The following is a 14,404-nucleotide window of genomic DNA, read 5'->3' on the forward strand; positions in this document are numbered from 1 at the left end:
CCTCCGGCGGAGAACAGCAGTGTCGTCAGCGGTAGTTCACGAACTGCAGCGCCGCATCGATGTCGGCGTCCTTGAGCATGGCGATGACCACCTGCAGGTCGTCCCGCTTCTTCGAGCTGACCCGCACTTCGTCACCGGTGATCTGGGTCTTCACACCCTTCGGGCCCTCGTCCCGGATCAGCTTGGTGATCTTCTTCGCATTCTCGCTGGACAGACCCTCCTTCAGGGTGCCGGCCAGGCGATATTCCTTGCCGGACGGCTGCGGCTCGTCCTCGCCGGTGTCGATCGCCTTCAGCGAAACGCCGCGGCGGATCAGCTTGGACTGGAACACGTCCAGGATCGCGAGCACCCGCTCGGCGGTGTTCGCCGTCATCACGATCGCCTCACCGCTCCAGGCGATCGAGGCACCGACGTTCCGGAAGTCGTACCGCTGGGAGATCTCCTTTGCGGCCTGGTTCAGGGCGTTGTCGACCTCCTGCCGGTCCACCTTGCTGACGACGTCGAACGAGGAATCACTCGCCACGCTGATCTCCTTCTCGGCTGTGTCGACCGCCGGGTGACGGTCGGTGGTCACGAAGTCCCGCTGAAGTTGGTATTGTTCCACCCGGTCCTTCGACCATACGGCGGGTTGCCCGAGCGGCCAAAGGGAGCTGACTGTAAATCAGCCGCGGAATGCTTCGCAGGTTCGAATCCTGCACCCGCCACCAGAGCGTAGACGGGGCGTCTCCTTCGGGAGGCGCCCCGTTCGTCGTCTCCGCCCACGGATCCGCCTGCGCCATCCGGTCACCGCGGGTAGCGTGAGATCAACCACAGATCACAGATCACGGTCTGGCCGAGAAGGCCGAGCGGCCACGTAGGCCGTCAAGCTTGAGGAGAAAGTGGTCCGCACCACAGATGCCCCGTCGATTTCACCTTGGACCCGAAGAGCATGTACCCTCGATCCCGCTGCCCCGATAGCTCAGTCGGCAGAGCGTCTCCATGGTAAGGAGAAGGTCAAGGGTTCGATTCCCTTTCGGGGCTCTGGTCTGTGCCTGGCCTGCGACCCGCCGGTCGCAGGTCCGGCAGGACGCGGCGGGGTAGCTCAGACGGTCAGAGCGCACGACTCATAATCGTGAGGTCGCGGGTTCGATCCCCGCTCCCGCTACACAACCAGCGCCGCAATCCCAGCCCGGACCGGGCGGGGCAACTCGTGAGGAAGACCAATGGCCACCAAGTCCGCGGACGTCCGTCCGAAGATCACCCTTGCCTGCGACGTGTGCAAGGAGCGCAACTACATCACCAAGAAGAACCGTCGGAACAACCCCGACCGGCTCGAGCTGGCGAAGTACTGCGCACGCTGCAACGCCAAGACCAACCACCGCGAGACCCGCTGATCCACACGCGATGAGCGCAGTCAACGCAGACTTCATAGGGCGGGTGTTCACTGGAACCCCGCCCTATGGCGTATCCCGTGCCAAGATCGCCGAGTTCGCCACCGCCGTCGGCGCGACGGCTGCCCTGCACACCGATCCGGACGTTGCCCGGGCGCACGGTTACGACGACGTCGTCGCCCCGGCCACCTTCGCGGTGCTGATCGCGCAGCGGGCCGAGTCCGAGTACATCGAGGACCCCGAGGCCGGGATCGACTTCTCCCGCGTGGTGCACGCCAATGAGGGCTTCACCCACCACCGCCCGATCGTGGCCGGGGACGAGCTGCACACCGCCGTGCACGTGGACGCCGTCACCGAACGAGCCGGGATCGCCATGGTCACCACCCGCTGCGAGATTGCCGACGGCGCAGGCCAGGCAGTCTGTACCGTCACCTCGACCCTGGCAGTACGTGGGGAGGGCTCGTGAGTACCGCGAACACCGTCACCGCTGCCACTGAGGTCGGTAGCGAGTTGTACCGGACCACGGTCGCCGTGGACCGCGCACGTCTGGTGCGTTACGCCGGTGCAAGCGGCGACTTCAACCCGATCCATTGGAACGACCGGTTCGCCACCGAGGTGGGGCTGCCCGGCGTGATCGCGCACGGCATGCTCACCATGGGGATCGCCTCGGCCACGCTCACGGACTGGCTCGGCGACCCGGGCGAGCTGGTCTCCTACGCGGTCCGGTTCACCCGCCCGGTGCCCGTCCCCGACCCGGGCGAGGCCCGGCTCGAGGTGGTGGCGACGCTCGGCGCTCTCGATACCGACGCCGGCACCGCCCGTGTGGACCTCGCCGTCACTCTGGACGGCACCGCCGTGCTCGGCAAGAGCCAGGCGCAGGTCCGCCTGCACTGAGACCACCACTCAGCCCGCCCGCGCCCTCAGACGCCCTCGCGCCGAACGCAATCTTGTGCGGCGTTCTCCGCGGAAAACGCCGCACAACATTGCGCTCGGCGCCGGGGGAGAGCCGGGGGAGAGCCGGGGGAGAGCTGGGAAGAGCCCAGGCGGTCAGGTCGGCGCCGGCCCGGTGGTCGTGCCCACCCGCAGGTGGCACTCGAGCACCACGGGCCGAGGCTGCTCCCCGTCGGCGAGAGCGACCGCCGTGCGCGCTGCCTGTTCGCCTTTCTCCTGCGCGGGCTGAACCACCGAGGTGAGGCGGTGCTCGCCCAACCAGGGAAGGTCCACCCCATCGAAGCCTGCGACGGAGACGTCCTCGGGAACGCGCAGGCCCCGCTCGTTCGCGGCGAGGAGCAACCCGGCAGCGATCAGGTCGCTGAATCCCACCAGGGCCGTGGGCCGGGGGGACCGGTCCAGCAGTGCATGTCCGGCGCGGATGCCCTCTTCCACCAGCGACCCTGTCGTGGACTCCACCGCCACCGGGTGGATGCCGGCCTCGGTGAGCCCCGCGAGCCGGTCCCCGATGTAGCGTGCCTGCGGCCGAGGCCCGGCGAGATTCACCGGTCCTGCCGTTCGGGCGCGGGTCCACGGCATGGTGGCCAGGGCAACGTGACGGTGCCCCAGGCCCACCAGGTGCCGGCCGAGGGCGGCCATGCCCTCCTTGTCCTGGACCCGCACCGAGACGGCGCCCGGCCCGGCCCGGTCGACCCAGACCATCGGCACGCCACGGCCGCGCAGGATCCGTGAGGTTTCCCGGCCGCTGGCGTGCAGCACCACGGCGGCGTCCATCGAGCCGTGCCTGATCAGGTGCTGGCCGCCGGCCAGCTCGTCGTCGGCCGCGGGGACCAGCAGCATGCCGCGAGCGGCGTCGCCCAGTGCACTGGCTACTCCGCCGAGCGTCTGCACCGCCACCGGGTCACGGAAGTTCACGCGGAGGTCCCGCCCGACGAGAACGCCGATGATCTTGCTCTGACCGCGTCGCAATGAGGCCGCCACAGGGTTCGGCCCGGCATAGCCGAGCGCGTTCGCTGCCGCGAGCACCCGGTCTCTGGTGGCACCGGAGATGGGGCCGGCACCGGAGAAGGCGAGGGACGCCGTCGAGAGCGAGACTCCCGCCGTGCGCGCGACGTCAGTCAACGTGGCGCGAGCACTCACCCGGATCCTTTCGTCGCAGTTTGACCAGCCCTCGGCAGGTGCGCACCATAGCCTAGGCCACCTCACATCCGCCGCTGCCCCGCGCGTTGGACCGGATGAGCCTCTTCATGACTACTGCCGAAAGCCTTCATGCCTCCTCCTGCTGACGCCCGTGCGCGCCGGGCTGCTGCCCTGGTCTTCGCCACGTTCACCCTGAACGGCTTCACCTTCGCGAACTGGCTCTCCCGCATCCCCACGATCCGGGACGAGCTGCACCTGTCCGAGGGCCAGCTGGGTCTGATCATCCTGGTCGGGTCACTCGGCTCGCTGCTGGCGATGCCGCTGACCGGACGGGTGATCGGGCGGATCGGCGCACGAGCCAGCGTGGCGATCGCGGCTGCTGTTGCCGCCGTCGGCCTGACGCTCGGCGTGACCGGTGTGGCCACGGGCGCGGTGTGGTTGCTGGTCTGTGGGCTGTTCGTGGCCACCATGGGGATCGGTGGCTGGGATGTCGCGATGAACTATGCCGGCACCGTCGTGGAGCGGGCGCTCGATCGCGCGATCATGCCGTGGTTCCACGGCGGGTTCTCCATCGGCACCGTCTTCGGTGCCGGCGTCGGCGCACTGGTGATCCGCGCCGGGATCGGGGTACCGCTGCACGTGCTCACCGTGATCGGCGTGGCACTGATCGCCGTGATCGTCTGTACCCGCGGATTCCTCCCGGATCGCGCCCCGGCGGCCGACTCACCCGAGGACCCCGACGGCGCCGCCCGCCGTGGCCCGGGCACCTCCTACCTGCGGGTCTGGTTCGAGCCGCGCACCCTGATGGTGGGGCTGGTGGTCCTTGCGGCCGCACTGACCGAGGGGGCTGCGAACGACTGGCTCGCGCTCGCCGTCGTGGACGGTTTCGGCGCTCCGAACGAGGTCGGTGCCGTCGGCCTGGCGATCTTCCTGGTCGGGATGACGGTGATGCGCTTCCTGGGCACCGCCCTGTTGAACCGGTTCGGCCGTGTCGCAGTGCTCCGGCTGTGCACGGCGCTGGCGATCATCGGGCTCGGCATGTTCGCCCTCGTCCCGTGGTTGCCGCTGGCCCTCGTCGGGGCAGTGCTGTGGGGGATGGGTGCTGCCCTGGGGTTCCCGGTCGGAATGAGCGCGGCCTCGGACGACCCGGCCAAGGCTGCGGCACGACTGTCGGTGGTCTCCACCATCGGCTACGCCGCGTTCCTGATCGGGCCCGGGTTCATCGGACTCCTGGCCGACTCGATCGGAACCAGGAATGCCCTCCTGGCCATCATGGTGCCGTTGATCGTCGGACTGCTGGTGATCCCCGCGGCACGTCCGCTCCCGGAACACGACGATCACGACGCCGCCGATCAGCCCAGTCCGGCCGATGAATCTCGCTGACACCTCCGGCGCGCAGGACGCAGAAGCCTGCGTAGAGTGGTCGCTCATGACCCCCCAGCCCCCGACCACCGGAACCGCGCTGCCGCGGCTGGCGGACCTGACCACGTTCCGCGTCGGGGGTCCGGCTGCCCAGTTCGTGGACGCTGCATCTGAGGAGGAGCTCGTCCAGACCATCGCAGCAGCTGATCGTGCCGGCGAACCGCTGCTCGTGCTCGGCGGCGGCTCCAACATGCTCGTCGCCGACGAGGGCTTCGCGGGTGTCGTCGTACGAGACGCCCGCCGCGGCATCACCGTCGAGAGCCAGGACAGCTGCGGCGGGGCCGCCGTCCGGGTCACGGCTGGCCAGCCCTGGGACGACGTCGTGCTCCGAGCGGTCGCCGAAGGCTGGCGCGGGATCGAGGCGCTCTCCGGCATCCCGGGGTCGACCGGCGCCACCCCGGTGCAGAACGTCGGCGCCTACGGGCAGGAGGTCGCCGAGGTGATCTCCACGGTGCGTACCTGGGACCGGGCTGCCGGGAAAGTCCGGACGCTGGCCCGCTCCGAACTCGGCTTCGGCTACCGCAGCTCCGTGCTCAAGGACTCCTTCGGCGACGATGGCACTGGCACGTCCTGGCGCCCCACGCCCCGCTATGTGGTCCTCGATGTCGGGTTCCAATTCGCGCTGGCCGACACCAGCGCACCCGTGCGCTACCCGGAACTGGCCTCGGCGCTCGGCGTCTCCTTGGGTGAACGTGCCGCGTCAGCCGAGGTGCGTGACGCCGTCCTGAGCTTGCGGCAGGGAAAGGGCATGGTGCTCGACGAGGCCGACCACGACACCTGGAGTGCCGGTTCGTTCTTCACCAACCCGGTGCTCAGCGCCGACCGGGCGGCTCGCCTACCCGCCGATGCCCCACGCTTCCCGGCGGGGGAGCAGGTGAAGACCAGTGCCGCCTGGCTGATCTCCCGGGCCGGCTTCGCCAAGGGGTACGGGTCGCCCGGACCCGCGGCACTCTCGACCAAGCACGTCCTTGCCCTGACCAACACCGGCGGTGCCACGGCCGCCGAGCTGCTCGCACTCGCCCGAGAGGTCCGTGACGGCGTCCGGAACAGGTTCGACATCGTGCTTGCTCCCGAGCCGGTGCTGGTGGGCACGAGCCTGTAGCGACCGCCGAGCGCGCTACGCCGCGAGCCAGGCGTCCACGTCGGCGAGCATCGCCGTCCGGGAGGTCTGGCTTGCACGGCTGGCGCGGATCGACCCGCGGGCCAACTCGGCGAGCTCGGCATCGGTCAGGCCGTGCACGTGCCGGGCGGTCTCGTACTGGGCGAGCAGCCGCGACCCGAACAGCAGCGGGTCGTCAGCGCCGAGGGCGATGTTCGCCCCCGCGGTGAGCAGCCGCCGTAGTGGGACCTGCTCCGCCGTCGAGAACACTCCGAGGGAGACGTTCGACGCCGGGCATACCTCGAGTCCTATCCCGTCGGCGACGATCCGGTCCAGCAGTGCCGGGTCCTCGGCGGCACGGACGCCGTGCCCAAGCCGGTCCGGGTGCAGGTGGGCGACCACCTCGGCCACGTGATCCGGTCCGAGCAACTCCCCACCGTGTGGGGCGAGCAGCAGCCCGGCACGGGCGGCGATCCGGAACGCCGGGCCGAACTCCGAGGTGGTCCCGCGGCGTTCATCGTTGCTCAGACCGAAACCGATCACCTCTCCCGGTCCGTCACCGGCGTGCCGGACGGCGAGGCGCGCCAGGGTGCGTGCGTCCAGTGGATGCCGGGTGCGCGAGGAAGCCACGATGACGCCGATCTCGACGCCTGTGATCGCGCTCGCCTCCCGTGCGGCATCGGTGACGATCTCCAATGCCGGGGTGATGCCGCCGACGAATGGCGCGTAGGAGGTCGGGTCCACCTGGATCTCCAGGCGGCGAGAACCCTCGTCGGCATCGGCCCGGGCGGCCTCGTGCACGAGCCGGCGCATCGCTGCCTCGGACCGCACCACCGCGCGAGCCGCGTCGTACATCCGTTGGAACCGGAACCAGCCCCGTTCATTCGCAGGTAGACGCAGCGCATCGGCGGCGACGGCCTCCCGGAGCGTCTCCGGGAGCTGCACCCCGGCCTCGGTGGCGAGATCGCTCAGGGTGTGGGCGTTCATCGACCCGGTGAAATGCAGGTGCAGGTGCGCCTTCGGGAGCGCTCGCAGGTCACGTGCCACTGTGCCACTGTATGAGAGTTCTCTCATGTTCCTCTCACCAAGCACCCATGCAACGTCGATGGGATGACAACCGTGACCACGCTTGTGCCCGATGACCTGACCCTGCTCGCCGGGGCGGACGCGGACGACCTGGTGCGGGCCGCCATCGGTACGGACCAGGCGCCGGCCGACCTCGCCGTCGAGGTCGATGCCGTGCACCACCGGCCCGGGATCGGTGTGAGCGCGGTCTACTCGGTCGGCTACCGGACGCAGGGGCACACAGTCCGGGAGCACTTCGTGGCGAGCACGGCCACCGTCCCGGACGCCCCCTCCGTGGCGGTTCTCGACAACGGCGCTCACCAGGTGCGGGTGTGGCGCCGTCCGGACGACCCTGCCCTCCCCGGCCTGCGCGCTGCACTGGACCCCGTGGAGGTCAGTCGCTGGCTGCGAGACCTGGACGCCGGTGTGGCAGGGGAAGCCTCGGGCGTGCGGGTGCAGCTGCTCGGATACCGGCCCACGCGGCGTGCCGTGATCCGTGCTGAGAATGGCGTGACGTCGGCATCCGCTTTTCTCAAGGTCCTTCCACCGAACCGTTCCGCCCGCTTGATCCGGCGCCACCAGGTGCTCGACGACGCAGGGGTGCCTGCCCCGCGAGTGCTCGGAGAGCCAGTGCCAGGGGTGGTGGTCCTCGCGGCGATGACCGGTGTGCCACTGGCTGAAGCGATCGCCGGAGCCTCCGAGCGCCCGAGCGACCTGCCTGACCCGCAGGAACTGGTCACCTGGCTCGACGGGCTGCCGGAGACCGTGCTGTCCCTGCCGAAACGTGCCTCGTGGGTGGACCGGATCGACTTCCACGCCGAGGCAGCACGGGCTGCCCAGCCGGCGTCGGCCTCCCTGATCACCGAACTCGAGCGCGGGGTCCATGCGATCCTCGCTAGCCGGTCCGCCCCGGACACCGTGCCCACGCACGGCGACTTCTACGAAGCCAACGTGTTCACCACCCGCGGCCGGGTCTGCGGAGCGATCGACCTGGACTCTCTCGGCCCCGGTGCCCGGGAGGACGATCTGGCGACGATGTTGGGACACCTGAGTGTCCTGCCGACCCTCGCGCCCACGCGGTACCCGCACGTGGCCGAGCTCACCGAGGCCTGGTTTGCGTCGTTCGCCCGACGGGTCGATCCGGCGGTCTTGGCAGCGCGAGCGGCGGCCGTGGTCCTCTCCCTCGTGGCCGGGACCAATGTCGAGCTGGGACGAGCCCGGCTCGAGGTGGCGGGACGTTGGCTGGCGCGCGCACAGGACGAGCGGGGGAGCGCATGAGTAGAAGCAGTGCATGGATGGCCACCGGCGTGCTCGGCGTGGCGGGAGTGGTGGGCGCGGTGCTCGTGACCGGCCCTGGCGCGACCGCCGACGAGGCAGGAGCAGCGATCGTGGTCGCCGGCCCGATCGGCGATCCGCGAGCGGGGGAGGAGCGCGAGGTCTCGGACGCGAGCACCTCGGATGCTGGCGGGGACAGCACGGTACGCACCGCGGTGTCGGCGGCCGAGGCGCCGGACGCGAGCGAGACCTCGGGGACGGAATCCACCAGCAGCTCCGGATCCTCCGGTGCGAGCTCGTCGGGGTCCGGGCAGTCGGGCACCTCGACCTCCTCGTCGGGGGCCAGTCACTCCCCGGAGCGCGTGCCGCTCGTCCCCGCCGTGAGCGCCGACAGCCCGGCCATGGCTGACAGCCCGGCGGATCAGGCCAGTGCGGACAGCCCGGACAGCCCGGACAGCCCGCCTTCGGCGGAGTCTGCGGACGATTGATGAGAGCCCTCTCATTGCCCCCTCCCTCGGCTCTCATGTGCAGCGCCCACTATCGATATCACCATCACCTCGTCCCGGTTCGGGGCATGATCACAAGGAGACACGATGAACACTCGCAACGCATGGATCGCTACCGGAGCACTCGGTGTGGTCGCGGTCGCCGCTGGTGCGGTTGCCGCCGCTGCTGACCCGGGCGACAACTTCGACCAGTCGGCCGTCCAGGTGGCTGGACTGCCGGAGGCCGCCAAGGCGTCCGTGGCGTCCGAGGCAGTGACGGCGAACCCTGCTGCCGTGGCCACGCAGAGTGCGGTGTCCTCGGTGACCGCGACATCGGCGACCACGCCGGCGAGTGCGCAGACGCCTGCCAGCCCGGTCAGTGCGCCGAGCCCGGTCAGCGCGCAGACGCCGGCGAGTGCGCCGAGCCCGGCCAGTGCACCGAGCCCGGTCAGTGCGCCGAGCCCGGCCAGCCCGGCCAGTGCGCCGAGCCCGGCCAGTGCGCCGAGCCCGGCCAGCCCGGCGAGTGCGCCGAGCCCGGCCAGCCCGGCATCGGCGGACAGCCCGGCATCCGCGGACAGCGCGCCCTCGGCTGACTCCGGGGACTGATCAGGATGCGGACCGCCGGTCCGGTCAGGCTCCGCGCCGGGACCGTGCCGGCAGTCCGATGATCAGGGTGGTGCCCACCACCAGGTGAAGCGCCACCACGACCACGGAGGCTGCGCCGTCGGCAGCCGTGATCGTCCACACCGTGTCCGCGCGCCGGGTGAGGTGTTCCAGCATGGCGCCGGCAGCCCAGCCGAGCAACGCTGAGACCAGTCCGGCCACGAGCACCGCCCCGATTGCCATGGTCATCTCGGGTATGTACGGCCCCGCCGGGCCGGGCGACAAGTGATACCCCAGCGACCGGGACAGCGAGGACCTGCACGACGGCGCCTGACGGCGGTCATCCTCTGGCTGCCACTGCGCTCACCGGGCCACGATCGTGGCCCGGTCGGTCTCCGCCGGTGGCACCGGCGGCGTGGCCGCCGTCGAATCGGACCCACCTCGCCCTCCTCTGGCACGCCGCCGCCGGCTGAGCATCTCCGGGAGCGAGTGGCGCCGGTCAGCTGAGCCGGTACCCCATCCCACGCACGGTCTCGAATCGCTGCGCTCCGAGTTTCTTACGCAGGTAGCGCACGTAGACGTCCACCACGTTCGAGCCGGGATCGAAGTCGTACCCCCAGACTCGGGAGAGCAACTGTTCCCGACTCAACACCTGCCCAGGGCTACGCAGGAACGTCTCGGCCAGGGTGAACTCCCGCGCCGAGAGGTCCACCTCCCGATCGTGCACTCGTGCCCGGCGGGTGCGCAGATCCAGGGACAGGTCGCCGTGGGTGAGGACGGTCGGTTCGGCGCCACCGGACTCGGCGCGGAGCCGGAGCCGCACCCGGGCGAGCAGTTCTTCGAACCGGAACGGCTTGGCCATGTAGTCGTCGGCCCCACCCTCCAAACCCGCCACGGTGTCGGTCACGGAGGAACGCGCCGTGAGGATGATCACGGGGATCGCCACACCGAGCGAGCGGATGGTGCGCAGCACGGTGAACCCGTCCTGGTCCGGGAGCCCGAGGTCGAGGACCAGCAGATCGAACTCCCCGGTGCTCGCCAGGTCGATCGCCTCAGTGCCGGTGCCGACCGCCGTCGGGGCGTACCCCGCTGACCGGAGGCCCTTGGCAACGAACGAAGCGATCCGCTCCTCATCCTCGGCGATCAGGATCTGACTCATCGGTGCTCCTTCGAAGCGGTGTCGGTCGGGGCCTTGTGGTGCGCGTCAGTCACGGAATCGACCACGGGCAGGTGGATGGTGATCGTCGTCCCGGCGCCAGGAGCGGAGTCGACGGTGGTGCGTCCACCGTGTGCCTCGGCGATGGAAGCCACGATCGGGAGTCCGAGCCCGATGCCTTCGGTCACCGGGTCGAGACGCTCGAAGCGACCGAACACCCGCTCCTGGTCAGCCTCGGGTATCCCGACGCCCTCGTCCCGCACCCAGAGTGACACGGTGGTCTCGTCGCTCGAGAGCGCGGACCCGACGGCCACGGTGGAGCCGTCCGCAGAGAACTTCACCGCGTTGCTCGCCAGCTGCAGCAACGCCTGGGTGAGTCGCCTCGGATCGGCCTGGATGCGCACGTCCGCCAAGGAGTCGAGCACCCATCGTCGCGAGCCCAGTGTGGCGGCCTTGGCCAGCACGTCGTCGGTGAGCAGGGCCACGTCGACCTCGGAGCGGGTGACGAAGTCGGGACGCCTCGACTTCGCCAGCGTCATCAGATCCTCGACCAGGAGGTTCATCCGGTCGAGCTCGTCCAGGGCGAGCGCCCGCGTGGTCGCCGCGTCGTCGGCGTCCGTGGGGTCCATCAGTTCGAGGTGGCCACGGACGATGGTCAACGGTGTGCGCAGTTCGTGACCTACGTCGTCCAACAACTGACGCTGTGATGTGAAGGCGTGGTCGAGCCTGGCGAGCATGTCGTTGAACGTGGCACTGAGTAGGGCGAGGTCGTCGTTCCCGGACAGGGTGATTCGGCGGCTCAGATCGTCCGAGGAGCCGATCTCCTCGGCGGTGGTCCGTAGAACTTTCAGGGGGGCGAGCAGCTGACCCACCACGAACCAGCCGATCAGGGTGATCCAGGCCAGGGCAGCCACTGCCACGAGTGCATAGGTGCGGAACGTGCCCTCGATCTGGTCGTACTCGGCATCCACGTCGAACGCGAGGACCAGGGCGCCCGGCTCACTGGGCGGGTCGGTGGTGACGGGCAGCGCGAGGACCCGATAGGTGCGTTGGGAGGTCTCGACCGTGAAAACGTCGGCCCGGTCCCATCCTGAGGCGGGCGAGACGGCGGTCAGCAGTTCCGGGTCGTCCTCGATCCGGAACGAGGTGGCGATCTCCGGGACGTGTGAGACCTCCCCGTCGATGAACCCTGCCAGCGCCTCATGGGTGGCCGGCACCACGCGACTGAGCACCGTGCGCAGCACCGCCGAGACGGAGGCGAACGGCTCCCCGGTACTCGGGTCGACGCCGATCTCGGCGAGAGTGCGGATCTCCTCCGCGGACCGGTTCAGCGAGTCGTCCAGGCGAGCCAGGCTCCGATCGCGTTCCAGCGAGTAGGCACTCACCCCGGCCGCTGCGAGTGCGAGCGCGGAGAGGATCGTCAGTGCCGCCAGTGCGCGCGTGCGGACACTGGTTCGGGGTGGGGAAAGCGCAGACGCACGGTGCCAGTATCCCTGCTCACGATGATCCGACGCCTCCGGTGGCGTGTCGGGGGTCATCCCTGGGCGGTTCGACTCACGCGCACTCGCCGGGTAGACTCCTCGCCAGGTGGTTGACGTCCGCCATGCTGGTTCGTGCCCGGTTCCTGGAAAGACCGGTCCGTCCCAGGCGGTGTCGACTGCTGCGAAGGGCAGTGGCGCAATTGGTAGCGCACCGGTCTCCAAAACCGGCGGTTGTGGGTTCGAGTCCCTCCTGCCCTGCTCCTCACCCGCGAGGGTGAAACCCAGGCCAGCCGATCCGAGGACACATCCGTGAGCAACTCCACCAACGCCGATTCGGGCGAGCCCGACGACGTCGGTCGTGACGACGCTGCCCGCGGGGAAGACGACCTCGACCAGGCGGCTGAGCACGAGTCCGGCGCGGACGAGTCGAACGAGGGCTCCCCGGTGGACGAATCCGCCGGCGCGGACGAGTCCAAGGGCGAGGACTCGGCGGAGACCGAGGCTGCCGCGGCCGCTGTGGCGGAGCGTCGTTCGAAGCGCGCGAGCGCCTCGGTGCGCGCGGACGATGCGGGCAAGGGGCGTCGTACGGCGTCGCGGTCTGAGGCTGAGGCGGCCCGTGCCGCCCAGCCGAATGCCTTCGCACGGATCTGGCGCTTCATCCGCCAGGTGATCGCTGAACTCCGCAAGGTCGTCACTCCCACCCGCACAGAGCTCCTGACCTACGTGGCCGTCGTCATCGTGTTCTTGATCGTGATGATGGCCTACGTGGGCGTGCTGGACTACGGCTTCGGCCGTCTGGTGCTCTGGGCGTTCGGCGGCTGAGCCGCCGCAGGCTCGTCAGGGCTGCGAACATCGACGATCCGGCGACAGGCTGGAACACTGAAGAGACTCAAGGGAAGTAGGTCAGGACGTGTCTGAAGAGACTCACCCCACCGGGGACGTGTCGGCGGCGGACGTGCCGGCGGACGTCACGGACGGCGAGAGCGCCGTGGCCGGTGACGGCGAGGCTGTGGTCGAGGACGCGACCGTCGACGCTCCCGCTGCTGCTGAGGACGTGGTGGAGGACCCCGTTGAGGCGTTCCGCTCCGAGCTGCGTTCGCTTCCGGGCGAGTGGTACGTGATCCACTCCTACGCCGGATATGAGAACCGGGTGAAGGCGAACCTGGAATCGCGGATCCAGTCGCTCAACATGGAGGACTACATCTTCGGCGTCGAGGTGCCGATGGAAGAAGTCGTCGAGATCAAGAACTCCGTCCGCAAGGTCGTGCGCCGGGTCCGCGTGCCCAGCTACGTGCTCGTGCGGATGGACCTCACCGACGAGTCCTGGGGTGCCGTCCGGCACACACCGGGCGTCACCGGTTTCGTCGGACACACGCACTCACCGGTTCCGCTGACCATGGACGAGGTCATGTCGATGCTGGCCACCAACATCGGGTCCAAGGCCCCGACGGCGCAGCCCTCCGGCGGTAAGTCGGCGGCATCGGCCGTACAGGTCGACTTCTCCGTCGGCGAGTCGGTCACCGTCACCGACGGCCCGTTCGACACGTTGCCGGCCACCATCTCCGAGATCAACGCCGAGAACCAGAAGCTCAAGGTGCTGGTCTCGATCTTCGGCCGCGAGACGCCGGTCGAGCTGTCGTTCAACCAGGTCGCCAAGATCTGAAACGCACGGGGGCTCCGCCCCCGCGTACCCCCACGAAAAACCACACACGCACGGGGGCTTCGCCCCCCGTGTTCCCCCTAAAGGACCCACGCACGGGGCAAGCCCCCGTGACTCCCAATCACAGACTTCCGAGGGCTCCGCCCTCGGGATCCGAAGTTAGCTTCGGATTGCAACCGGGTCATCGCCCACGGCGTCGGCCCACCACCTAGAAAGCGAATCTGATATGCCTCCCAAGAAGAAGGTCTCTGGCCTGATCAAGCTCCAGATCCAGGCCGGTGCTGCCAATCCGGCCCCGCCGATCGGGCCCGCCCTCGGTCAGCACGGCGTGAACATCATGGAGTTCTGCAAGGCCTACAACGCCGCGACCGAGTCCCAGCGCGGCAACGTGATCCCGGTAGAGATCACGGTCTACGAAGACCGCTCGTTCACCTTCATCACCAAGACTCCGCCCGCAGCCGAGCTCATCAAGAAGGCAGCCGGCGTCGCCAAGGGGTCCGGCACGCCGCACACTGCGAAGGTCGGCACGCTCACCCAGGACCAGGTGCGCGAGATCGCCGAGACGAAGATGGAAGACCTGAACGCCCGCGACATGGACGCAGCCGCGAAGATCATCGCCGGAACTGCGCGCTCGATGGGCATCACGGTCTCCTGAGCCTCACTCATACGCGGGCCGCTCGTCACTGACGGCGCGGCC

The 14,404-nt window shown here is 69.4% G+C and carries 17 protein-coding genes and 4 tRNA genes; 15 read left to right on the forward strand and 6 right to left on the reverse strand.

Translation table 11 applies throughout. The features are described 5' to 3' along the window. Positions 1 to 25 precede the first annotated feature (25 nt). Entirely contained in the window at positions 26 to 523 is a 498-nt protein-coding gene (locus tag BLU77_RS01150; RefSeq protein WP_089772893.1) for a YajQ family cyclic di-GMP-binding protein, read from the reverse strand. Positions 524 to 622: 99 nt separating this feature from the next. On the opposite strand from BLU77_RS01150, the gene BLU77_RS01155 reads away from it, so the two are divergent. From BLU77_RS01155 to BLU77_RS01180, 6 genes are all read left to right on the forward strand, one after another. Beyond that, positions 623 to 707 (forward strand) — tRNA-Tyr (locus BLU77_RS01155). A 240-nt stretch (positions 708 to 947) separates the two neighbouring features. Then, positions 948 to 1,020: transfer RNA gene (locus BLU77_RS01160), tRNA-Thr, on the forward strand. A 50-nt stretch (positions 1,021 to 1,070) separates the two neighbouring features. Then, a tRNA-Met gene (locus tag BLU77_RS01165) sits at positions 1,071 to 1,144 on the forward strand. Positions 1,145 to 1,202: 58 nt separating this feature from the next. Continuing rightward, on the forward strand, positions 1,203 to 1,373 hold the full coding sequence (gene rpmG, locus BLU77_RS01170) for a 50S ribosomal protein L33 (protein ID WP_089771322.1): 171 nt from the start codon (positions 1,203 to 1,205) through the stop codon (positions 1,371 to 1,373). Positions 1,374 to 1,383: 10 nt separating this feature from the next. Next, the gene (locus tag BLU77_RS01175; RefSeq protein ID WP_089771323.1) at positions 1,384 to 1,836 is read left to right on the forward strand and encodes an FAS1-like dehydratase domain-containing protein; all 453 of its coding nucleotides are present in this window, start codon (positions 1,384 to 1,386) and stop codon (positions 1,834 to 1,836) included. Continuing rightward, positions 1,833 to 2,264 (forward strand): MaoC family dehydratase, encoded by a 432-nt coding sequence (locus BLU77_RS01180; protein WP_089771324.1) that lies wholly within the window; start codon positions 1,833 to 1,835, stop codon positions 2,262 to 2,264. The genes BLU77_RS01175 and BLU77_RS01180 overlap by 4 nt, the downstream gene beginning before the upstream one ends. A 153-nt stretch (positions 2,265 to 2,417) precedes the next feature. On the opposite strand, the gene BLU77_RS01185 is transcribed toward BLU77_RS01180, so the two are convergent. Next, a complete protein-coding gene (locus BLU77_RS01185) occupies positions 2,418 to 3,461 on the reverse strand; it encodes a LacI family DNA-binding transcriptional regulator (RefSeq protein WP_089771325.1) in 1,044 nt (347 codons plus the stop codon). Between the two features lie 129 nt (positions 3,462 to 3,590). On the opposite strand from BLU77_RS01185, the gene BLU77_RS01190 reads away from it, so the two are divergent. Both BLU77_RS01190 and BLU77_RS01195 read left to right on the forward strand, forming a co-directional pair. After that, positions 3,591 to 4,844, forward strand: coding sequence for an MFS transporter (locus BLU77_RS01190; RefSeq protein ID WP_089771326.1), 1,254 nt, complete (start codon positions 3,591 to 3,593; stop codon positions 4,842 to 4,844). 46 nt (positions 4,845 to 4,890) lie between these two features. Then, positions 4,891 to 5,985, forward strand: a complete 1,095-nt coding sequence (locus BLU77_RS01195; RefSeq protein ID WP_089772894.1) for a UDP-N-acetylmuramate dehydrogenase — start codon at positions 4,891 to 4,893, stop codon at positions 5,983 to 5,985. A 15-nt stretch (positions 5,986 to 6,000) separates the two neighbouring features. Here BLU77_RS01195 and BLU77_RS01200 read toward each other — a convergent pair whose 3' ends face one another. Then, positions 6,001 to 7,029 carry an adenosine deaminase gene (locus BLU77_RS01200; protein WP_281242025.1) on the reverse strand — a complete coding sequence of 343 codons (1,029 nt, stop codon included), beginning with the start codon at positions 7,027 to 7,029 and terminating at the stop codon, positions 6,001 to 6,003. A 63-nt stretch (positions 7,030 to 7,092) separates the two neighbouring features. Between BLU77_RS01200 and BLU77_RS01205 the strand changes: the two genes are divergently transcribed. The 3 genes from BLU77_RS01205 to BLU77_RS01215 all read left to right on the forward strand — a co-directional run bounded on the left by BLU77_RS01205 (position 7,093) and on the right by BLU77_RS01215 (position 9,413). Then, positions 7,093 to 8,325, forward strand: coding sequence for a phosphotransferase (locus BLU77_RS01205; RefSeq protein ID WP_089771328.1), 1,233 nt, complete (start codon positions 7,093 to 7,095; stop codon positions 8,323 to 8,325). Then, complete coding sequence (locus BLU77_RS01210) at positions 8,322 to 8,810, forward strand: hypothetical protein (RefSeq protein WP_139177510.1); 489 nt, start codon at positions 8,322 to 8,324, stop codon at positions 8,808 to 8,810. The genes BLU77_RS01205 and BLU77_RS01210 overlap by 4 nt, the downstream gene beginning before the upstream one ends. Before the next feature lie 105 nt (positions 8,811 to 8,915). Next, positions 8,916 to 9,413, forward strand: a complete 498-nt coding sequence (locus BLU77_RS01215; protein ID WP_089771330.1) for a hypothetical protein — start codon at positions 8,916 to 8,918, stop codon at positions 9,411 to 9,413. Between the two features lie 24 nt (positions 9,414 to 9,437). Here the strand turns inward: BLU77_RS01215 and BLU77_RS01220 are convergent, their stop codons facing one another. The 3 genes from BLU77_RS01220 to BLU77_RS01230 all read right to left on the reverse strand — a co-directional run bounded on the left by BLU77_RS01220 (position 9,438) and on the right by BLU77_RS01230 (position 12,104). Beyond that, positions 9,438 to 9,695, reverse strand: coding sequence for a DUF6069 family protein (locus tag BLU77_RS01220; RefSeq protein WP_342741430.1), 258 nt, complete (start codon positions 9,693 to 9,695; stop codon positions 9,438 to 9,440). Positions 9,696 to 9,909: 214 nt separating this feature from the next. Next, positions 9,910 to 10,569 carry a response regulator transcription factor gene (locus tag BLU77_RS01225; protein WP_089771332.1) on the reverse strand — a complete coding sequence of 220 codons (660 nt, stop codon included), beginning with the start codon at positions 10,567 to 10,569 and terminating at the stop codon, positions 9,910 to 9,912. Further along, the gene (locus BLU77_RS01230) at positions 10,566 to 12,104 is read right to left on the reverse strand and encodes a sensor histidine kinase (RefSeq protein WP_089771333.1); all 1,539 of its coding nucleotides are present in this window, start codon (positions 12,102 to 12,104) and stop codon (positions 10,566 to 10,568) included. Before BLU77_RS01230 ends, BLU77_RS01225 begins: the two co-directional genes overlap by 4 nt. Before the next feature lie 128 nt (positions 12,105 to 12,232). On the opposite strand from BLU77_RS01230, the gene BLU77_RS01235 reads away from it, so the two are divergent. From BLU77_RS01235 to rplK, 4 genes are all read left to right on the forward strand, one after another. After that, positions 12,233 to 12,305 (forward strand) — tRNA-Trp (locus BLU77_RS01235). Between the two features lie 51 nt (positions 12,306 to 12,356). Further along, the gene (secE, locus tag BLU77_RS22990) at positions 12,357 to 12,869 is read left to right on the forward strand and encodes a preprotein translocase subunit SecE (protein WP_342741431.1); all 513 of its coding nucleotides are present in this window, start codon (positions 12,357 to 12,359) and stop codon (positions 12,867 to 12,869) included. 88 nt (positions 12,870 to 12,957) lie between these two features. After that, positions 12,958 to 13,710, forward strand: coding sequence for a transcription termination/antitermination protein NusG (nusG, locus tag BLU77_RS01245; RefSeq protein ID WP_089771334.1), 753 nt, complete (start codon positions 12,958 to 12,960; stop codon positions 13,708 to 13,710). Between the two features lie 223 nt (positions 13,711 to 13,933). Next, a complete protein-coding gene (rplK, locus tag BLU77_RS01250) occupies positions 13,934 to 14,362 on the forward strand; it encodes a 50S ribosomal protein L11 (RefSeq protein WP_089771335.1) in 429 nt (142 codons plus the stop codon). Positions 14,363 to 14,404 lie beyond the last annotated feature (42 nt).

The sequence above is a fragment of the Ruania alba genome, assembly GCF_900105765.1.
In the GTDB taxonomy this organism is placed as follows: domain Bacteria; phylum Actinomycetota; class Actinomycetes; order Actinomycetales; family Beutenbergiaceae; genus Ruania; species Ruania alba.